Annotated in this window: 18 protein-coding genes; 12 read left to right on the forward strand and 6 right to left on the reverse strand. The window is 38.1% G+C overall.

Translation table 11 applies throughout. From position 1 onward, the window contains the following. Nucleotides 1-1,195 (reverse strand): APC family permease (locus V5N63_RS00605; protein ID WP_332032073.1); only part of this gene is annotated, 1,195 nt, incomplete at its 3' end. A 204-nt stretch (nucleotides 1,196-1,399) separates the two neighbouring features. Between V5N63_RS00605 and V5N63_RS00610 the strand changes: the two genes are divergently transcribed. Further along, entirely contained in the window at nucleotides 1,400-1,903 is a 504-nt protein-coding gene (locus tag V5N63_RS00610) for a DUF4920 domain-containing protein (protein ID WP_332032075.1), read from the forward strand. Nucleotides 1,904-1,955: 52 nt separating this feature from the next. On the opposite strand, the gene V5N63_RS00615 is transcribed toward V5N63_RS00610, so the two are convergent. Beyond that, the gene (locus V5N63_RS00615; RefSeq protein WP_332032077.1) at nucleotides 1,956-3,062 is read right to left on the reverse strand and encodes a M14 family zinc carboxypeptidase; all 1,107 of its coding nucleotides are present in this window, start codon (nucleotides 3,060-3,062) and stop codon (nucleotides 1,956-1,958) included. Nucleotides 3,063-3,412: 350 nt separating this feature from the next. Here V5N63_RS00615 and V5N63_RS00620 point away from each other — a divergent pair, with 350 nt between their 5' ends. The 3 genes from V5N63_RS00620 to V5N63_RS00630 all read left to right on the forward strand — a co-directional run bounded on the left by V5N63_RS00620 (nucleotide 3,413) and on the right by V5N63_RS00630 (nucleotide 6,600). After that, nucleotides 3,413-4,504, forward strand: coding sequence for a TerC/Alx family metal homeostasis membrane protein (locus tag V5N63_RS00620; RefSeq protein WP_332032079.1), 1,092 nt, complete (start codon nucleotides 3,413-3,415; stop codon nucleotides 4,502-4,504). 134 nt (nucleotides 4,505-4,638) lie between these two features. Continuing rightward, on the forward strand, nucleotides 4,639-5,151 hold the full coding sequence (locus tag V5N63_RS00625) for a helix-turn-helix transcriptional regulator (protein WP_332032081.1): 513 nt from the start codon (nucleotides 4,639-4,641) through the stop codon (nucleotides 5,149-5,151). Between the two features lie 93 nt (nucleotides 5,152-5,244). Further along, a complete protein-coding gene (locus V5N63_RS00630; RefSeq protein WP_332032083.1) occupies nucleotides 5,245-6,600 on the forward strand; it encodes an AAA family ATPase in 1,356 nt (451 codons plus the stop codon). A gap of 43 nt (nucleotides 6,601-6,643) precedes the next feature. Here V5N63_RS00630 and V5N63_RS00635 read toward each other — a convergent pair whose 3' ends face one another. Further along, nucleotides 6,644-6,850, reverse strand: a complete 207-nt coding sequence (locus tag V5N63_RS00635) for a hypothetical protein (RefSeq protein WP_332032085.1) — start codon at nucleotides 6,848-6,850, stop codon at nucleotides 6,644-6,646. After that, the gene (locus V5N63_RS00640; protein WP_332032088.1) at nucleotides 6,828-6,992 is read right to left on the reverse strand and encodes a hypothetical protein; all 165 of its coding nucleotides are present in this window, start codon (nucleotides 6,990-6,992) and stop codon (nucleotides 6,828-6,830) included. Before V5N63_RS00640 ends, V5N63_RS00635 begins: the two co-directional genes overlap by 23 nt. Before the next feature lie 238 nt (nucleotides 6,993-7,230). On the opposite strand from V5N63_RS00640, the gene V5N63_RS00645 reads away from it, so the two are divergent. The 6 genes from V5N63_RS00645 to recG all read left to right on the forward strand — a co-directional run bounded on the left by V5N63_RS00645 (nucleotide 7,231) and on the right by recG (nucleotide 17,044). Beyond that, nucleotides 7,231-9,357, forward strand: coding sequence for a S9 family peptidase (locus tag V5N63_RS00645; protein WP_332032090.1), 2,127 nt, complete (start codon nucleotides 7,231-7,233; stop codon nucleotides 9,355-9,357). A gap of 17 nt (nucleotides 9,358-9,374) precedes the next feature. Then, the gene (locus V5N63_RS00650) at nucleotides 9,375-11,039 is read left to right on the forward strand and encodes a peptide MFS transporter (protein WP_332032093.1); all 1,665 of its coding nucleotides are present in this window, start codon (nucleotides 9,375-9,377) and stop codon (nucleotides 11,037-11,039) included. 134 nt (nucleotides 11,040-11,173) lie between these two features. Continuing rightward, a complete protein-coding gene (locus V5N63_RS00655; protein WP_332032095.1) occupies nucleotides 11,174-12,679 on the forward strand; it encodes a peptide MFS transporter in 1,506 nt (501 codons plus the stop codon). 76 nt (nucleotides 12,680-12,755) lie between these two features. Then, nucleotides 12,756-14,267, forward strand: coding sequence for a peptide MFS transporter (locus V5N63_RS00660; protein ID WP_332032097.1), 1,512 nt, complete (start codon nucleotides 12,756-12,758; stop codon nucleotides 14,265-14,267). Nucleotides 14,268-14,305: 38 nt separating this feature from the next. Continuing rightward, nucleotides 14,306-14,839, forward strand: coding sequence for a thioredoxin family protein (locus tag V5N63_RS00665; RefSeq protein ID WP_332019798.1), 534 nt, complete (start codon nucleotides 14,306-14,308; stop codon nucleotides 14,837-14,839). A 114-nt stretch (nucleotides 14,840-14,953) separates the two neighbouring features. Then, the gene (gene recG, locus V5N63_RS00670) at nucleotides 14,954-17,044 is read left to right on the forward strand and encodes an ATP-dependent DNA helicase RecG (protein WP_332032113.1); all 2,091 of its coding nucleotides are present in this window, start codon (nucleotides 14,954-14,956) and stop codon (nucleotides 17,042-17,044) included. A 4-nt stretch (nucleotides 17,045-17,048) separates the two neighbouring features. Here the strand turns inward: recG and V5N63_RS00675 are convergent, their stop codons facing one another. Beyond that, nucleotides 17,049-17,750: a hypothetical protein gene (locus V5N63_RS00675; RefSeq protein ID WP_332032099.1), complete on the reverse strand. Its 702-nt coding sequence runs from the start codon at nucleotides 17,748-17,750 to the stop codon at nucleotides 17,049-17,051. Between the two features lie 107 nt (nucleotides 17,751-17,857). On the opposite strand from V5N63_RS00675, the gene V5N63_RS00680 reads away from it, so the two are divergent. Next, on the forward strand, nucleotides 17,858-20,299 hold the full coding sequence (locus V5N63_RS00680; RefSeq protein WP_332032101.1) for a DUF5686 family protein: 2,442 nt from the start codon (nucleotides 17,858-17,860) through the stop codon (nucleotides 20,297-20,299). A gap of 176 nt (nucleotides 20,300-20,475) precedes the next feature. Next, nucleotides 20,476-20,712: a hypothetical protein gene (locus V5N63_RS00685; protein ID WP_332032103.1), complete on the forward strand. Its 237-nt coding sequence runs from the start codon at nucleotides 20,476-20,478 to the stop codon at nucleotides 20,710-20,712. Here the strand turns inward: V5N63_RS00685 and folP are convergent. Continuing rightward, the coding region (folP, locus tag V5N63_RS00690) for a dihydropteroate synthase (RefSeq protein ID WP_332032105.1) at nucleotides 20,705-21,451 on the reverse strand (747 nt) is incomplete at its 5' end. The two genes, V5N63_RS00685 and folP, sit on opposite strands and share 8 nt — an antisense overlap.

Below are 21,451 nucleotides of genomic sequence, written 5' to 3' on the forward strand. Positions count from 1 at the left end.
AAACAGTGATCATGTAAAACAGCACAATGACGAACGAAATCATATCGAGCAAATCACCGTACTGCCCGCTCAGCGCAAGAACTGAAGCCCAAATTCCCTGCATCCAAAGCGATTTTTCGGGAACTTCATTTCTATTATTTTCGATCGCCTGTTTGAAAAACAATCCGTCTTTTGCCATGGTTTGGAATACTCTCGCACCTGCTAAAACCAATCCGTTGATACAGCCAAAAGTGGAAATCATCACCAAAACCGCCATAATTACTGTTCCGAGGTTTCCGAAAATCACTTCGGAAGCTGCAACAGCAGGACGGTTTTTATCAGCAAATGCAATGGCATCCCGATCGAGGGCATTCAGATAAACGAAATTCACCAACATATATAAAACCATTACCACAGAAGTTCCCAGAACCATGGATTTTACTACATTTTTCTTTGGATTTTCGATTTCACCGGAAACGAAAGTAACATTTTCCCAGGCAACTGAACTGAAAACCGAACCCACCATGGCTGCTGCGATTCCACCAAGAAGCGTGATGCTTCCGATGGATTTCCAGCCGGTTGGCAATAAGTCATTCCCTACTTCTTTACCAAAATCTTGAAAACTGTTCCAGCCAAAACTCATGTTCGAAGCCCATTGAGAATCTTTCACGAAAAGAAATCCGAAAACAATAATTCCTAACAAAGAGACTATTTTGGAAGTTGTAAATAGGTTTTGAAGGAATTTGCCGTTTTTAACGCCTTTGGTGTTGATAAATGTAAGGAGCAGGATCACAACAATTGCTAAAATCTGAACCCAGGTAATCTTGAAAGTTCCGCTCTGGAAAATAGGATCTGAGTTATTAAGTGCGGGAATTAAATATGCCGTAAATTTCCCAAAAGCCATGGCTACAGCAGCAATTGTTCCGGTCTGGATGACAGTAAACAATCCCCAACCGTAAAGAAATCCGGTCATTTTACCAAAAATTTCGGTAATATAAGTGTATTGTCCGCCGGCTTTCGGAAACATTGCTGAGAGTTCACCATACGAAATTGCAGCAGCAACAGTCATAATTCCGGTAATGACCCAAACCGCGATCAGCCAGTAACCTGAGCCAAGGTTCCGCATCATATCGGAGCTTACAATAAATATCCCACTACCAATCATCGAACCCATTACGAGCATTGTGGCATCCCAAAGTCTGAGTTTTTTTTGCATAAAAGTTTTCAGTTAATTGAATTTTTACCGTTTTATCGACTTCCGGTAAATTTCAGTTTATTAAATTTACAAGGCAATAAATATATTGATTTTCTTTAACGGATTGCTTATTTAATTAAGATTTAATTATCTTTAGGCGCTAATTTTTGACTTAACACTATTATTCAGGTCCAAGTATTTGCTACTTTTGTAAAAATTTATAATATGAAAAAAATCATTCTTTTATTGACCATTGTATTTTCAGCTGCAGCATTTGCTCAGGAAGCAGAGAAAAAATCAGGTCCACCGGCCGGTAACGCTGCCATAGGTGATGTTTACGGAAGTCAGGTTTCTGCCAAAGCAGAACAAACTGCTATTTCTCCGAAAAAACTCGAAAAGAAACTGAAATCCAGCAAAAAACTCGAAAATGTTGCGGTAAAAGGTAAGGTTACCGATGTTTGTGATAAAAAAGGTTGTTGGTTAACGGTAGAAACCGATGATAACGAAAAGTTTTTTGTTAAGATGAAAGATTATGCATTCTTTGTCCCTACCGCCCTGAAAGGAAAAAATATAGTTTTGGAAGGCTCTGCAGAAACAAAGATTATCTCAGTTGATGAGCAGAAACATTATGCAGAAGATGCTAAAAAATCTCAGCAAGAAATTGACGCGATCACAAAACCACAGGAAGAAATCCGATTTGTAGCAAATGGAATTAAAGTGGTGAATTAATTTTCTGAAAATAATATATGATAATGCGGAGTCTATTTCAGACTCCGTTTTTTTATTCAATCCTAAAATCAACTTCAGCATCCAGCTTTGGATATTTTCTTTCAGAGACAAAGGTTTTTCCGGTACAGTCGATCTCTTTCCAGCCTTTTTTAATACCTATATCACCCACTTCCATTACAATGGGGACGAAAGATATTTCATCATCACCATTACGCAATTCTTCTCGATACTGCACGGCAATATCCAGAATACACTCAAAATCTGTATTCAGCTTTACGTTTCTGTAAATAATGTCGTAATGAGTTTCTCTGTTTTCTGGAATTTTCTGATAGTTTTCCCAGTTTTCTGTAGCGCCTTTTAACTCTGCAATTGCTTTTAAGCCTTCATACAAAGCCAAAGTATAGTATTTTCTTGTGCCTTTACGTTTGTAATCATCAATAAAATGCCCACCTTCAAAAAGAATGGTCGGTAAGCCTAATTTTGAAAAATTATCTCCTACAGAAGTCGGATAAAATTCATCTGAATAACGCGCAATCTGGTTCGGAATTAGCGGATTAAGATTCTCATAAATTCTTGAAATCACCGCCATCGCTTTTTTGCGGGTTTCATTGATTTCTCTCTGATGATTTACTGAAGGCGCCAAAAAAGATAATGTTGCAGGATTTTTACCATCTGTTGTGAAAATGGTTCGCTGCTCGTGAAGATTTAGGCCATATTGGTAATCTCCGTTTTCTGCAATGTTCTTAAGTATTGGAAATTCTTTACTGGAGAGTTTTAAAAAATCCCGGTTCATATCAATATCCAGCGCATTTCTACGCGTCCACTTTTCAGAACCGTCGGGGTTAAGCATGAAAATAAAATCCAGCGCTATTTCAGAAAACAGGATTTCCTTTAACTGTGGCTGATATTTGAAAATTTCAAGTAAATCGAGCATCGCATGGGTGGCATTCGACTCATTGCCATGCATCTGCGACCAGGCGAGCACTTTTACAGCGCCATTTCCTAATTTCATTTTATAAATAGGTTTACCTAAATAAGACTTACCAACTTCTGATATATAATTTCTGAAATTCTTCTGTAGGTAAAAAAATAATTTTTCCGGGGAAATATACCGGTTTGGGAAGTTAGGATTTTGTCGGTACTGCAGATTTTCTGGCATTATTTACTTTTTACAAGTTTCAAATTTAATTTTTTTTTTGCTAACTCAATAAATTAACTTTTGTAAATTTATTAAACAAGTCAAAATGTCAGATTGTCTGTTAGTAATTTTGTGGATTGAATTTTTCTTAATTAAAATTTGTAATTATCTAAAAATCAATATTTAAATAAAATCAAATAAAGTTTATTTTTAGAATCACTTTAATTGCTTAGTCGTGTGGAAAACTCCATTTGTAGGGAAAAAACATAAACACCACCAGTAGTTTTGGCTCGCTCTAAATATGAGAATTTTAACAATTGTAAATTACATGAAAAATGATAAATTATGTATATTTGCCCTTTAAATTAAATATGAATAGCGAAACAATTTTTCTCCTTGGATTTTTAGTATTTATCTTTTTTATCCTGGCTCTCGATTTAGGACTTCTTAAGAAAAGATCCGACACAATCTCTATGAAACAGGCCGGCCTGATGAGTTTTTTTGTGGTCGCACTGTCCATGTGCTTCTACTTTATCCTTATTACCTACGGTCACCTACTCCACGGGATCGACAGTATGTCGAAATTACAATCGGTTATCGCAGCACATCATCATCCGGTAAAAGTTATTCCCAATGATCTGGAACACAGCATACAGCTGTATAACCAGAATTTAGGTCTTGAATATTTAACAGGATATGTTGTAGAGTACGCGCTTTCTGTAGATAATATATTTGTAATCGTTCTTATTTTCGGTGCGTTTGGAGTTGCCCAGAAGAATTACCACCGTGTGCTGTTCTGGGGAATTTTAGGAGCCATCGTAATGCGTTTTATCTTCATCTTTGTAGGCGCAGCGCTTATCGAAAAGTTCAGCTGGATTATGTACGTATTTGGGGCATTCTTGGTGTTTACAGGGATCAAGATGTTCTTTGATAAAGATGGCGACGATAAAATCGATACCCAAAATCATCCTGTCGTAAAGTTTGCCAAGAGGTTCTTTAAGGTGCATGATCATTTTGTAGGCAATAAGTTTTTCGTAACGATTGACGGGATTAAGAAGGTTACTCCCCTTTTTCTCGTACTTCTTATCATTGAAGCTACCGATTTAATCTTCGCTGTAGACAGTATTCCAGCCATATTTTCGGTTACTAAAGATCCTTACATTGTCTTCTTTTCCAATATTTTTGCAATTATCGGTCTCCGTTCCATGTTCTTTTTGCTTGCGGGAATTATCGACAAATTCCGCTTCCTGAAGGTAGGCTTATCGGTTCTATTGACATTTATAGGTCTGAAGATGTTAACCCACAGTTATCTCGAAGCCTGGGGATTCACCACCAGCCATTCCCTCATTATTATTGTAGGAATTTTAGGTTTAAGTATTTTTTTCTCTCTTATTTTCCCTGAACGTAAAAAGGAAAGAAAGCTTAAGTTTGACCCGGAACATGAAGATAATTTACACAGGTAATCATCATTAAATATTATCTAAAATATATGAAACCAGTACTTTATGTGCTGGTTTTACTTTTGTAAATAAATTAATTGTTTGCATGTTTACTTTTGTTTATTCTTCTTATTGAATATTTATTTACATTTGTAATTATGAATTTGAACGAAAGAATATCAAAAGTGATCTCCTATTCGGAGTTATCTTCATCTGAATTTGCCGATGAGATTGATGTGCAGCGATCGAACATTTCGCACATCACTTCCGGCAGAAATAAACCATCACTTGATTTTCTCATTAAAATTAAAGAGCGCTTCCCCGAGCTACAATGGGAATGGCTTATTACAGGTGAAGGCGAAATGATAAAGAGTCCTGAAAAAAAACCTTCGCCCGAAGTGCAAAAACCCACACCTCTTCCCGATTTGTTTTCTTTGATTGCGGATGAGAATTTTGGAATAACGGAAAAAGAAGATAAGGTTACAAAATCTGTTTCGCCAGAATCGAATATTTCAACCCAAGTCCCAGTTCAGGAAAAAATAGCCGATTCTCAGCGATTAGCTCCACAGGAATTGAAAACCGAAACACAAACATCTGTGAATGAAGCAAATAAAATAAAAAGAATTGTTTGGTTCTTTGAAAACGGAAAGTTCGAAAGTTTTGAACCTTAAAACGTTTTTTGCAACTCACTTTCAGCTTTGAAATCAGCGCGCACCTTTTCAGCATAATTTTTGTAATTTGATTGGGCACAAAAAATACTTGAAATGAAACTCGCCGACCTTGCTAAGGAACTCAAAATATCTCCTGAAAGTATGATAAAATTCATTCAGGATTTTGATCTTGAACTTTCAGAATGTATTACGACAAATTTTAATGTAAAAGACGATTTTGCAAAGTTTGCAAGAGAAAATATTTCATTTTTAAAAAAATATGAAAAGGATCTTGAGCAAACCAAATCTGTAGAAGATATTGCCGGAACGATCAATCAAAGTCCTGAAAAAGTTGCAGAAATTATTAAAAGCGAAAAACCCAGACTTTTTGACAACGGAATGTACAAATCATCTGTCTCAAGTTTCGGAATCGATCATAAGTTAGGCGGGAATTATGAGTTTGTTTACAATTACTTCGGAAAGAAAACAAGCTTAAAAGAGCGGGATTTCATTGGCTATCGGGATCTTTTTTTTCATATTTCAAAAGAATTAGATCCTTTTATCAACAATACTCCACTTACCGATTGGGGAATACATAAACCTGCAGGCATCATTCTTTACGGCCCGCCGGGAAGCGGAAAAATTTTCTGGGCCAATAAAATCGCTGAAATTATTGGTTATCAGTTTAAAGAAATAAAAAAATATTATCTCGGCACTTCCTTTGTTGACGGCCTCAAAACAAACTTTAATGATTTTCTGATTGAGATGCTTAAGGAAGAAAAAACTCTCCTCTTCATGGAAGATTTTGATGATATTATGCGTGAAAGAAATGAGAAAAAAACGGTTTTATCCTGCGACGAAGAAACTAAAGAAATTGTTCTGAATTATATTAGCAGGTTCGAAGAAGAGGATTTACTGATGGTAGGTTCCGCCAATTCTGTTGCTGATATCGACAAAGACATTCTTGCTCCAGGCAGATTTGATGTGGTGATTCCTGTATTTCCGCCCAATTCCCGGGAACGTTCGGAAATGATTTTATATTTTATGACCGAAAATCTTGCGAAAGATGCGCTTCTGATGAAAATATTAACTGCAAACAATGCAGATCATCTCCCGTTCTGGGAAGAGATTTCGTCAAAAATGAAAGTTTTTTCGAATACAATGATCGTAGATTTTACCCAAAGTCTGAAAAAAAGGATCAGAAATCAGTATTTGAAAGATAATTCTGAAAATATAAAGATCGACAGTAAACTGCTGAACGCAGCCAGGCGCGACGCATCAGCAAAACTTACAGAAGAATATTTAAATCAGGTGGCAAAGTTTATTGATGATGTTTCACTGAATAATTATGATGATTTCCCTAAAAGAATCGCTGCTTTAAAAATTGAACTTGAGTCTTATAAGGTTGTAGAAACTCCACGTAAATCTATTGGTTTTCAAACCAAAACTGATGAAAAAACAAATAAATAACGCATTAAATAACAATGGGTTATAACTAATTTTATTTGAATTTTTAGGATAACGGCAGCAACACTGCGATTTCGTACACTTTTGCGTGTTTCAGATATTTCGACCGTTCGCGGGAGGTTACGGATTCAAAATGATTATTTTTAGGAACAATAATAGGGTCATCAGCAATTTCGATTTCCGCGTTCGAAATATATTTTTCTTCCGCACTCAGTTGGTCGATTTGGCTTTTATTTTTGTAATTCGTCCGCATACTGCCTTAATCCCGCATCTGAAGAGTGAATAAATTTGTATTCGGGTCCTGCATCTACAAAATAATGCAGTTTTTTTTCGATAAGTCTACCATCCCTTGTGATTTCAGGATTATCATTACCGTCTCTGAAACCAATTTCCACTACCTTTCCGCCAAATTTTGATGCGTAACTTTCGGCATCTGTATAGGTCGCAAACCTGTCACCAATTTTTGATGATCTATTTGGTAACTGCTTAATTTTTCTGAATTGAAGGTTTCCATGATCTGTGTTTTAAATTGATAATCCGAGCCCAGTAATTTTGCCAAGACGGTGTAAAATTCAACTTTTAACACCGTTTTTAATAAAATTGTTATCTTTGAAATCTTATCAAATTTTATTCATGAAAAAAATCTTTTTATCCTTGGCAGTCCTTTCATCCGTAATGGTTTTCTCACAGGAAATTACGCTGGACAAAATTTATTCCGGATATTACCGTGGCAAAGGAATCTCAGGAATCGCTTCCCTGAAAAACGGCGAAAATTATGTGGTTATCGAACCAACTGGAATCGCTAAATATTCTTACAAAACATCTCAAAAAGAGGGCAATGTGGTAGACGGCAGATTTGAGTCTTACATTTTCAGTGATGATGAATCTAAAATTTTACTGCTCAAAGAAAGCGAACCCATTTACCGACATTCATTTCTTGGAAAATTTGATGTTAAAGATTTAAAATCAGGCAAAATAATCAACCTTAATAATGGCAACTTCGTTCAGGAGCCAACTTTTTCTCCGGACGGAACTAAAGTGGCTTTTATTGCAGAAAATAACTTGTATTATCAGGATATAAATTCTGGTAAAATCACCCAGATTACCAGTGACGGAAAGAAAAATCATATCCTGAACGGTCTTGCAGACTGGGTTTATGAAGAAGAATTCGGGCACGCAAAACTTTATGAATGGACGAAAAACTCCGATGCCATTGTATTTGTGAAGTCCGATGAAACCGAAGTTCCGGAAATGTACATTCCGATTTACGGCAAGCAGCTTTACCCTTCAGAAATGCGTTTTAAATATCCGAAAGCGGGCGAAAAAAACTCTGTCGTTTCTGCACAGCTTTTCCGTTTGGATTCCGGAAAAACGACTCCGCTGAATCTATCGGCATTCAAAAATTACTACATTCCAAATGTGTACAAAACAGCGAAAGCAGATGAAATTATTCTGATTACTTCTGCTAGAACTCAAAACGCTTCTGATGTTCTGAAAGTAAATACAAAGACAGGAAACGTTCAGAAATTATTTACAGAAACCGATGAAAAATGGGTAGATACAGATAATGTTACGCTTGAATTTTTAGATGACAACTCATTTATCTGGGGTTCTGAAAGAGACGGAAACCGTCATCTTTATTGGTACGACCAAAACGGAAAACTGAAAAAACAAATCACCAAAGGAAACTGGGAAGTAACTGATTATTATGGTTATAACCCAAAAACCAAGGAAGTTCTTATTCAAACCACCGAAAAAGGAAGCATTAATAAAGTAGTTTCTAAAGTAAATATCCAGAACGGAAAATCTACACTTATTTCTAATTCCGAAGGAAATAACAGGGCAAGTTTCAGTGGGAATTACAATTATTTTATTGAAACTTCTTCCACAGCGGCAAAACCTTTCACCTATGTTTTAAAAGACGGAAACGGGAAAACCATCAAAGAACTTCAGAACAACAACGAATTGCTGCAGAAACTTCAGGCAGATAACATGGTTACCAAAGAATTCTTCACGGTTCCGAACGAAGCTGGCGACCAAATGAATGCCTGGATGCTGAAACCGAAAGATTTTAATCCAAGCAAAAAATATCCGCTCTTTATGTTCCAATATTCCGGTCCAGGATCGCAGAGTGTATCGAATTCCTGGGATGCAGGCAATGGATTATGGTTTAATCATTTGGTACAGAAAGGCTATATCGTTGTTTGCGTAGATGGTCGCGGAACCGGCTACAAAGGCACAAAATATAAGAAATCAACCTACCTGAACCTTGGTAAATACGAAATTGAAGACCAGATTGCAGCCGCAAAATGGTTCGGAAAACAAAGTTATATTGACAAATCCAGAATCGGAATTTTCGGCTGGAGTTATGGTGGTTATATGGCAAGTTTAGCATTGACTAAAGGTGCAGACGTTTTCAAAGCCGGAATTGCGGTAGCACCTGTAACCAACTGGAGGTATTACGACACCGTGTACACCGAAAGATTCTTGAGAACTCCACAGGAAAATCCTAAAGGATACGACGAAAATTCACCAACAGAATACGCAAATTTACTGAAGGGGAATTTCCTGCTGATTCACGGGACCGCAGATGATAACGTACATTTTCAGAATTCAATGGAATTTGCAGAAGCTTTGATTCAGAACAAAAAACAGTTTGAATTTATGGCGTATCCCGACAAAAATCACGGCATTTTCGGTGGGCAGACCAGACCACAACTTTATCAGAAAATGACAGATTTCATCTTAGAAAATTTATAATCTCTTAATATTTTAAAATGGCGACAAGCACAAACAAACACCCTAAAGGCTTACCATATCTTTTCTTCACCGAAATGTGGGAAAGGTTCGGATATTATCTGATCCTCGGAATTTTCGTTCTGTATATGATCGATCCTAAAGATACCGGCGGACTGGCTTTTAATGATAAAAATGCGGATGATATCTTTGGAACCTTCATTGCCCTCACCTATCTTACCCCATTTCTCGGCGGGTTTCTGGCCGACCGCGTTTTGGGCTATATCAAAGCGATTTATATCGGTGGAGCCTTGATGGGACTGGGTTATATCGGTCTAGGAGTTTTTAAGGAAATTCCGATGTTTTATACATCAATGGCGCTAATTATTTTAGGAAACGGATTTTTCAAACCAAGTATCTCTACCCTTCTTGGGAATCTTTACGAAGAAGAACCGTATAAACTTAATAAAGATGCTGGTTATAACATTTTCTACATGGGAATCAACATCGGAGCCTTTGCATGTAACATCATCGCCGCATTTATGAGGAATAAATTCGGTTGGGGCGAAGCATTTATCACCGCCGGAGTTGGGATGTTCATTGGGTTGCTGATTTTCTCTTTGGGAAGAAAGCATATATTGAAAGCCAACGTTATGAAACCCGTTCAGGAAGGTGATACCAAGATTTCCGATGTTTTGGTTAAAGTTTTCGTACCTGCAATTATAGCGGGAATTATTGGTTGGGTTATTCCTGGAAATATCTTCGGAAGTGATTCTACCGATGCCTTTATCTTCGCATGTTTGCCTGTAGTTTATTTTTATGTGATGCTCTATGTGAAAGCTAATTCAGATGATAAAAGACCCATCGGCGCACTGTTGGCAATATTTGCGGTAAGTTTAATGTTCTGGGCAGTATTCAAACAAAACGGAACCGCTTTGACGAGATGGGCAAATTATTATACCGACAGAAGTGTGCCTGCAGTAGCTGAAAAACCTCTGGAAGCCATTTATCTTGTTGACGCAAAGGACTATACTACCAAAGAGGTAAATGTTTACGATGACCAGTACCAGGCCCAAAAAGACGAGGCGGGTAATCCTGTAAAAGAACAGGGAAAAGACATCTACTTCAGAAACGAGTTGCCTGAGAAGAAAGCAGCTATGGAAGCTAACCCTGAAGGTAAAGTTTATCTTTATAACACCGAATTGTTCCAATCTGTGAATCCATTCTGGGTAATTGTGTTAACGCCTGTTGTTGTTGGTTTCTTTATGTTCTTAAGAAAACGTGGCAAGGAACCTACAACACCCGCTAAAATTGTATTGGGTCTCTTCATTTCTGCACTCTCGTGTTTAGTGATGGTTGGAGCCGTCTATGCCGGAGATAATGGCGCATTCAAAGTTTCTGCACTGTGGCTTGTAGCTGCTTATGGGGTAATTACAGTCGGCGAACTTTGTCTTTCACCAATGGGATTGTCTTTAGTTTCTAAATTATCTCCACCGAGACTTACTGCCCTGATGATGGGAGGATTCTTCCTTTCCACTTCAATCGGTAACAAACTTTCGGGAGTGTTGGCTAGTTTCTGGTACGATTACGAGAACAAGGCTAATTTCTTTATCGTAAATTTCGGTTTATTGCTTCTCGCTACCCTTCTTGGTTTATCTATTCTGAAAAGATTAAATAAAATTATGAAGGAAAAAGGAGTAAATTAAATCTTTCTTTATGAATATTTTTAAAGTGCCGGAGAAATTCGGCACTTTTCTGTTTTAAAAACTCAAATTTTCAGCCCTTGAAAAAGAAAAAAAACTATATTTGCTCCTTAACAATTATTAACAAATAAAAAAATATGGACACAGCAGAGCAAAAAGGGCACCCGAAAGGACTCTATCTTTTGTTTATGACAGAAATGTGGGAACGTTTCTCTTATTACGGTATGCGTGCGATTTTCGTTTTATACATGACGAAAATGCTTTTAATGGACGATGCAGAAGCTTCACAAATCTACGGAAGTTATACCGGGCTGGTATATCTTACGCCGCTTCTGGGTGGTTATCTTGCAGACCGTTTTCTGGGTAACAGAAGAAGTATAGAAATTGGTGGTGTACTTATGGCACTTGGGCAGTTTGTAATGTTTTTCAGTGCTTCCACTTCAGGCAGTTCAGCAATTACGCTGATGTGGATTGGTCTTACCATGTTGATCATTGGGAACGGTTTTTTCAAACCAAACATTTCAACAATGGTGGGCCAGCTTTATCCGAAAGGAGACCGCAGGGTGGATTCTGCATTTACCATTTTCTACATGGGGATCAACCTGGGAGCTTTCTTCGCTCCGCTTATTTCTGGTACGCTGGCTGAAAAAATTGACTTTAAATGGGGCTTCCTGGCGGCAGGTATTGGGATGGTCATCGGTTTGATAACCTTTATGCTTCAAAAAAACAAACTGCTTGTAGATAACGAGAACAAGCCAATCGGGATGCCAACCAATAAATTTGGTATTGCACAGCTTGGAATGGTTTTAGGCTCAATTGCAATTATTTTCTTTTTAATGAACTTTAAAACCATGTTCCAAAGCGATTTGGATATTATCGGATACCTCATTTATGGCGCTATGATTGTGATGCCATTAATTGTTCTTACAGATAAATCTTTGACTAAAGAAGAACGTGAAAGAATAATGGTGATTTTTATCCTCGCATTCTTTGTTATATTCTTTTGGGGAGCATTTGAGCAGGCCGGAGCTTCACTTACAATTTTTGCTGACAGACAGACCGACAGGACAATTTTCGGTTGGGAAATGCCTGCCAGTTACTTCCAGTCAGTAAACCCACTGGCCATTATCGTACTAGCACCATTGTTCTCTTCAATGTGGTTACGTCTCGGAAACCGCGGTATGGAGCCGTCTTCGCCAAAGAAAATGGCCCTTGGTCTTGCATTGGTTTCTTTAGGATACGTCGTTATTGCATTTGCTGTTTACGGTCTGGGAATGATGGACAAAGTTTCCATGTTCTGGTTGATCGCACTATATGTAATTCACACAATGGGTGAACTTTGTCTTTCACCAATCGGACTTTCAATGGTGTCAAAACTTTCACCACTGCGTTTCTCGTCTCTATTAATGGGAACATGGTTCCTGGCTAATGCTGCTGCAAACAAATTTGCAGGAACTTTATCAGCACTAATTCCAGGAAGTGGTGAAGAGGGCCAAGGCGCGAAAATCACTTATTTCTTAGGATTTGAAATCACCAACCTTTTCGATTTCTTCCTTGTATTTATTGTGATGTGTGGAGCTGCCGCTTTAATTTTGTTTGCAATGAGCCGTTGGTTAGAGAAAAAAATGCACGGAGTAAACTAGAACTAAGCGCATTTAATTATACTAAACCACCGATTATTCGGTGGTTTTTTCTATTTTCGTTAAAAATTATTCTAAAATGAATCTTACGTTAGAACAAATTCAGGATTTCAAAGGAAAATATCCGAAACAAATCTGGTCACTTTTTTTCTCGGAAATGTGGGAACGATTCTGCTTCTACGGAATGCGCGGAATGCTCGTTTTTTTCATGATTTCTCAGTTGAAATTCGGTGACGAACAGGCAAATCTTCAATATGGGGCAACCCAGGCATTTGTGTATGCATTCACTTTTGTAGGTGGTCTTTTTGCGGATAAAATCCTTGGTTTCCGTAAATCCCTGTTCTGGGGTGGGGTTTTAATGATTGTAGGGAGTTTGATTCTCGCTACCAATCCTCATGATTTTTTCTTTCTCGGAATCTCTTTCACCGTGGTAGGAACTGGTTTCTTTAAACCTAATATTTCAACCATGGTTGGGAAACTTTACAAAGCCGGAGATTCCCGTACCGACGCAGGTTTTTCACTGTTTTATGCAGGAATTAACCTTGGTGCGCTACTCGGAGGATATCTCTGTATTGCTATTGGAAAAGGTGAAATGCTTTCAGGTCTTATTCCAGAAGACAAGCGATGGAATGTCGCATTTGGTTTAGCGGCAATCGTAATGGTGATCAGCTTGATCAATTTTGTTTTCACCCAGCGAAGTTTAGGTCCTATTGGTCTGATGCCCGAGCGAAAACTTGCAGACGGAACTATAGTTCCTATGGAAAAATGGAAAGTTTACGGAGTTTACGCTCTTACTTTAGTTTTTGTTCCGCTGATTATGACCATGGTTTCTGTGCCGCAATACACCGATTATTTTATGTGGACCGTCGGTCCTTTAACCCTTATTTACCTGTTTTATGAAATGACGAAAGTGAATGTTGCAGAAAGAAAAAAGCTACTTGCAGCCCTCGTTTTCATTATATTTTCTATTATATTTTGGGGAATTTATGAGCAGTCGGGAGGTTCGTTAAGTATTTTCGCAGCAAATAATCTGAACAAAGATTTGCTTGGCTTGGATCCTAACGGAGTAAACAATTCCGGAGGTGCTTTTTTCATTATTTTTCTTGCCCCACTTGTCGGACTTTTATGGATTTGGCTAAGTAAAAAAAGATTAGAACCTAACACCTTAATTAAATTCGGACTCGGTTTTATATTCCTCGGTTTAGGATATTACGTATTGTTTGCTACAAGATTTTTTGCTGATTTGCAAGGAGTTACTTCTTTAAATATTTTTACCATCGCATTGCTTGTGATAACTTTTGGCGAATTATGTTTGTCTCCGATCGGACTTTCAATCATGACGAAACTTTCTACCGAAAAACTTCAGGGAATGATGATGGGAATGTGGTTCCTTGCATCCGCTTACGGGCAATATGTAGCTGGAATTATCGGTGCAAACATGGCAACCGCCAAAGAAGGTTCCACCAATATGGATGCACTTTTAGCCTATACAGAGGGTTACAAACAGTTAGGGCTTTATGCCGTAATCGCGGGTGTTGTACTCATCATTATCTCCCCGCTCGTGAAAAAACTAATGCAGGAAGTGAGATAGTGCTTTAACAAAACTTTATATTTTCAATCAAACCACTGATGAAAAAATTAAACTTTTTATTTTTCGTTTTAGCCATTTCTTTTGCCTCAGCACAGGTTAAGTGGATGACGCTCGAAGAAGCGGTGGAAGCACAGAAAACAACGCCAAAAAAAATTCTGATCGATTTTTATGCAGACTGGTGCGGCCCATGTAAAATCATGGAAAAAGAAACCTTTAATCACCCCGTCATCGCAAAATCTCTTCAGGAGAATTACTACGCCGTAAAATTTGATGCAGAAAATAAAGAAAATATTACTCTTTTTGGCAGAACATTTTCAAATCCAGGATTCGAAACCGGAAAAAGAAAAAATTCAATGCACGAATTCACCAAGTTTATGAATGTTGTTGCTGTTCCCACAACGGTTTTTCTGGATGAGCAAAGCATGCCGATTACCATTCTTCAGGGTGCGCTCACGGCAAAAGAACTGGAGCCCTACATTCAGTTTATCGCTAACGACGACTATAAAAAGATTACAACGCGTGAGCAGTGGGAAAATTATCAGAAAAAATTTAGATCGAGCATTAAAAACTGATTTAGATATTGAAGATTAAAGACTTTCAGAAATTTTTTGGAAGTCTTTTTTATTTTACCGAAATTCGCTCGCCAACGAACATCTCAATCCTCAAAGCAGAAAAAAAATTAAGATCTGACATTAGAAACTTCCATAGAATTCTTAAAAGGAATCGGTCCCGAACGAGCCAAATTCATTAAAAATGTCTTGGGAATTTCCACTGTGGAGGATTTACTCACTTTTTATCCGTTGCGCTACATTGATAAAAGTAAAATTTATAATATTGGCGATCTTGCTGAAGAACCCGAAGCCGACATTCAGCTGAAAGGAAAAATAACTGAGATTCAGGAAATAGCTTACGGCAACGGAAAAAAGCGGATGTCTGCCAAATTCCGTGATCATACGGGAACATTAGAACTCGTTTGGTTCCGTTATTCAAAATGGATGAAAGAACAGATACCAATCAACCGGGAACTATTTATTTTCGGGAAAGTAACGCTCTTTAATGGCGTTTTTTCAATGGCGCATCCGGAGATTGAAACCGATGAAAAGAAAGCACTTTCGGGCTCGCTCCTGCCGATTTATCCGGGAAGTGAAAAACTGGCAAAAAGAGGAATCAACAATAAATTTTTCCAAACGGTTCTTTCTGAAATCACGCTTAATTTACCATCGTTAATGCAGGAAAATATGCCTGATTCTTTAATGAAATCATTAAAATTAATCGGCAGAATTCCCGCTTTTTATCATATTCATTTCCCTAAAGATTTTCATCATTTCGAACACGCAAACCGCAGATTGAAGTTCGAGGAAGCCTTCTTTTTTCAGCTGGGTTACGGATTAAAAAAACAATATCAGAAAACATCTGTCATCGGAAATCCATTCCCTAAAATCGGTGAAAACTTCAATAAATTTTACATTCACGACCTGCCTTTTGAACTAACAAACGCCCAGAAAAGAGTACTGAAGGAAATACGCACAGATATGAAAAAACCGATCCAGATGAACCGTCTTTTGCAGGGGGATGTAGGTTCGGGAAAAACAATGGTTGCGCTTCTTGCCATGTTGATAGCAATGGACAACGGTTTCCAGAGCTGCATGATGGCTCCTACCGAAATTCTTGCGCAGCAACACTTCAATTCCATTAAAGAACTGCTCGTAAACACCGATATTAAAGTCAGGCTTCTCACCGGTTCAACTAAAACTGCAGAAAGAAAGATCATTCACGCGGAACTGCTTAGTGGTGAACTTTCAATTCTTGTAGGAACCCACGCAGTACTTGAAGATATTGTTCAGTTCAAAAATCTCGGTCTTGCTATTATTGATGAACAGCACCGGTTTGGTGTTGCGCAGCGGGCAAAACTTTGGGCAAAAAATAAAATTCCACCGCATATTCTGGTGATGACTGCAACACCGATTCCCAGAACTTTGGCAATGAGTTTTTACAGTGATCTTGATGTTTCCGTAATCGATGAAATGCCTGTGGGCAGAAAACCCATCATTACCGCTCACAGACGCGAAAAAGACAGGCTTTCGGTTTTCCGTTTTGCGAAAGATGAAATTGAAAAAGGAAGACAGATTTACTTCGTTTATCCTTTAATTGAAGAATCTGAAACACTCGATTATAAAAATCTGATGGAAAATTTCGACCATATTGTCGCGTTTTTCGAAGGAAAAAATGTTACGATGCTCCACGGCAGGATGAAACCCGCTGAAAAAGAAGCTGCAATGAGTTATTTCGCTTCAGGAAAAGCCGAAATTATGGTGGCGACAACGGTAATTGAAGTCGGCGTAAATGTCCCGAATGCATCGGTAATGATTATTGAAAGTGCTGAAAGATTCGGTCTTTCGCAACTTCACCAGCTGCGTGGGAGAGTCGGACGTGGTGCTGAACAAAGCTTCTGTATTCTCATGACTTCGGATAAACTTTCTACAGAAAGCCGGACGCGGATTAAAACAATGACAGAAACCAACGATGGGTTTAAAATTTCTGAAGTCGATATGCAATTGCGCGGTCCAGGTGATATTTTGGGAACACAGCAAAGCGGCGTTGTAGATTTTAAAAAACTCGATTTAACCGCTGACGGAAAAATCATTAAAGCTTCTAAAGCCGCAGTAGAACATCTTCTGAAAAAAGACCCACATCTACAGAATCCTGAAAATGCCGGTTTAAAGAACTACTACCTTAAACTATATAAAGGAAAAAACAAGTGGAGCCGGATTTCTTAAACGTTTACTTGGAAATCATTGGTGGCGGCGGAGATTTATATTCCACAGTTTCTTTTACATCTTCTTTTGGAGTAACTGAAATTCCGTTTATCAGTTCCTGAACAGCACCGAAACTCTGTTCAAAAACCTTCTGCGAAGCGAATCCTACCACGCCGGCATAACCGTCGCTGTTGATAGAATAATTTCCGGCATACTCGAAATCCATACCTTTTGTATTGGCTGCGTAGCGAATGTAGAGTACTTTCATTCCGTTCACAGTACGGTATTCCGATTCTTTTAACCGGAAATAATCTACATTCCTGTTAACATTTTCGATGATAAGATCCTTCAGGTTTTTCAAAGTAGCGATCTGTACTTTTTCAGTAATCATAAAACCAAAATATCCATCGTTACTGTTTCTTTCAGCAAAGAAATATTCTACATGCGGACTGATATTCTGTGTGGCAAGTTTCCATTTTTTAGGATCGAAATATACGCCTACATCCATTTTTTTACTTTTCATCAAGAAACTTGCGGTTTTGGGTTTTTCAAACACATCATTGTTGGTAACGATTGTTTCCAGAACTTTTGCGTCGCTTTCATTTACAAACTTCCAGGTTCCGTTATCAAAAAGCACGACTTCCTTACCCTCTTCAGTTAACGCTTTCTGCTGCGAAAAAAGGGCGAAAGGCAGTAGTAAAACAGCGAATGTAAATATATTTTTCATCGAACTAAATTACAAATTATTTTACCGACAGCATTACTTTTTAAATTCCACATTACCAGCGAATATAACTTTCCGATTATCTAAAAAAATTAAATACTTTTGTTTTCATGAACAAACTTCTATCTTTCCTTTTATCGTTTCTTTTTCTGAACGTTGCCGCACAGTCGAAAATTACCGTTCTGAAAGCCGGTGAAGGCACGCCAATTACTAATGCAACAGTTTCCTGCAACAAGAAAATTTTAGGAAAAACCAATGCGCACGGCGTTCTTCAGTTCCGCACAAAATGTAAGAAGGTGGATGTAAAAGCTCCTGGTTACTATGAAGATGAAGCTGTTGTGGATCAGGTGATGGAAATAGCGCTTTCAAAAACAGATCCGAAAACCCAGTCGATTGAAGCCGTGGTTATTAATGACAAAAGCGATCCTTTAGCCCTGGAAATTCTTCAGAAAGTAAATGACAACTACCAGAACAATTCCCCTCAAAGCCTGCACTCCTACTCTTTTAAATCATACGAAAAGATTTCTTTAGATATTGATGAAGACAGCATCAAACATTACAATGCCTATCTCGAAAAAAGACTTGATTCTTTAAAAAAACTTCCTGAAAAAATACAGACTGCAGAGAAGAAAAAGGACTCCATAGAAAGTGTAAATGTAATGAAACTGATGAGTTCGAGTAAACTTTTCCTGTGGGAAAGAGCATCCGAATTTCTGTTCTCTAAAAAATATGGTGAAAAAATTAATATTCTCGACAACCGCGTTGCAGGGCTGAAAGAGCCGATTTATGAAATGATGACCCTGCGCTCCAACAGAAACCGAATCCCAAGAGAAATACGCGAAGAAAACCGCACACTTTACCGCTTCTTTTTAACAGATACCATCGAAATTGAAGGACGACAGAATTATGTTATCCGCTTCCGGCAGGTTGATTACAAACAGCCGGTGAATAAACGAAAATTCAATGGTTACCTGTACGTTGACACCCAAACTTTTGGGCTAAAAAAAATTGAAAGCAACAGCAAGAATAAAAGTGAAGGAAGCATCACCAGCATCTGGAAACCGATTGATAACAAATGGTTTCTCAGCAAAGAAAATTTGAAGATAAAAATGGGTTCCACGGTTTTCGGCAACACAAAAACCGATGAAAAAAATGACAAAGATTCTGTAAACAAAAATCTTCAGAAATTTGGTAATTATGTCTTTATGGTTGCCGATTATTTCGATTTTAAAACCCAAATCAGTGAAAACAAAAAAGATTTCGCAGGCTACACCATGAGCGTGAAAAATTCCGACGGTAAAATTTTGGACACATTCCGTACAGATTCGTTAAGCGCCCGCGAAAAAATAAGCTACGAAAAAATCGACAGTGTAGGAAAAAAATACAAACTCGACCAGAAATTAAACGCATTTACAGGTTTGATCAAAGGAAAACTCAGGCTTGGCAAAGTAGATCTGGATGCAGCGCAGCTTCTTAAATATAATAAATACGAAGGAGCGCGCTTAGGCATTGCCGCCAAACTAAATGAACGCTTCCATCCTTATCTCTCGCCAGATGCGTACCTTGCTTACGGTTTCAAAGACGAAGGCTGGAAGTACGGTGCCGGAATCGATGTAAAAACAACACTGAACAAAAACTCGTTTTTCCGCGCAGAATATTATAATGATGTAATGGCTGCAGGACGTTTCAGCGAAAATCTCTGGAATTTCAAAATGAAAATCATGAACTCCGGAATCGATCTTAAAAACGACAGGTTTTACCGTTACGAAGGTTTTAAAATCGCCTTTGAAAATGATTTAAGCAATGCTTTAACATTCAATATTTCGGCCAAAAAAGATATTGAAGAAGCCACTTTCGATTATAATTTCATGAATCTCGGACAGAAATTTGAAAATTTCGCTTCCAAAATCACCCTGAAATATGCGCCTAAATCTAAAAACATCATGACGCCTTCCGGAAAATTTACTTACGAGCAAAGCTTTCCGGAGTTTTACATCAATTACGAACAGGGAATGCAGGCTTTTGGAGGAGATTTCAAATACAGCCGGTGGGATGCACTGGCGCAGCATAATTTTAAGACAAAAGCAGGCGTTACCGGAATTAGGGTTTACGGAGGATTACTCACTGGTGACGCACCCATTTGGCATCATTTCGCGATGAATGGTTTGGGCAGCGGGAAAGACAGTTTTAACTTCAATCTCACGTCTTTCCTCGGTTTTGCAACCATGGAGAGCGGTAAATATTATAACGACAAGTTTGCCGGATTCTACTTTACGCACAGGATTCCCTGGTATTTCAAAACTTTTGGAAAAAATACCTCGAGTTTCGATGTGGTGTACCGCGGAATTATTGGCGACATGAAAAATCCTGAGTATCACGGTTTCGAATTCCAGAAACTCGATCATCTTTATCAGGAAATCGGGCTCGAGAGCAATCATTTTCTCGGCACACCTTTCAATCTCGGTTTTTTCTACAGGGTTGGTCACTACTCGACTTTACCGTTTAAAGAAAATTTTGCAGTTCAGCTGAAATTCAATTTTTTAGGATTTTAATTTGGGCGTAACCCTCGCCAATGCTTTTCCCACGACTCGGGTCGCTACGTCCGTTACAATCTTTTTTGGTTGCGGCGGCTTCGCCGCCGCAACCAAAAAAGGATTTCCTCTCCCCTCGCTTACGCGGGAACCGTTGTAAAACACTATTTTTGCAGCAATAAAAATCAGGATTATTCATGAAGATTATTCAGATCAAAGCATCGCAGTTTTTCGAACTGCTGAAAATGAAAGACACTTCAATGTGGGAAATCTTTGCACAGATGATCGATGGCGAAGAAAAAGAACTTATCTTTTTAGATGACGAAGAAAAAATACTTTTCAATTATATTTTGCCTAAAAACCTCGAACAACTTAACAAAGAACGCGAACAGTTTGCAAAAGAATACGCCGAAAAACTCTCCGGCCTTAATTAATTTTCAGGAATTCATCAACCGTTTTTTTCGCCTGGGCAACATCGTGGACACGTAGTATTTTGGCTCCTTTTTCGAGCATCGTTAAATGAAGTTTCTGCATTTCTTCATTAATTTCCAAGGGCTGTTTCCCCAACGGTTTGTAAATAAAAGATTTCCGTGAAATCCCAACCAGCAATGGATATTCTCCAAACGAAATATACTGAAGCTCGTCAATCATTTGGTGCTGTTGCTCTACTGTTTTGCCGAACCCAAAACCAGGATCCAGTACAATATCTTTAACCCCAAACTTTCTAAGCTCGAGAATTTTCTCTGAAAAATATCGGTTGACGTTCAGGATAATATCATCATCAATAATTTTTTCATGCATTAATTCATAAGTCGGATTCACGTGCATCAGAATATAGGGAAGTCCGGTTTGGCCAACAGTTTCGAACATTTTCTTATCAAACATTCCACCTGAAATATCGTTAATGATATCCACACCTTCATTAAAACCAAACTTTACGGTTTTCGAGTAAAACGTGTCCAGGGAAATTAATGCTTCAGGAAACTCTTTTTTAACCAAAGAAATCATGTTTCCAATTCTCGAAATCTCTTCCTCAGCCAATAAAAACTCAGCATTTGGCCTTGTAGACTGCGGCCCGATATCAATGATTTCTACACCGTCTTTCAGCATTTTTTCAACCTGTTTCAAGGCTGCTTTTTCTTCATTGAATTTTCCGCCATCAGAAAAAGAATC

The organism is Kaistella sp., from assembly GCF_032060305.1.
GTDB classification, from domain to species: Bacteria; Bacteroidota; Bacteroidia; order Flavobacteriales; family Weeksellaceae; genus Kaistella; species Kaistella yananensis.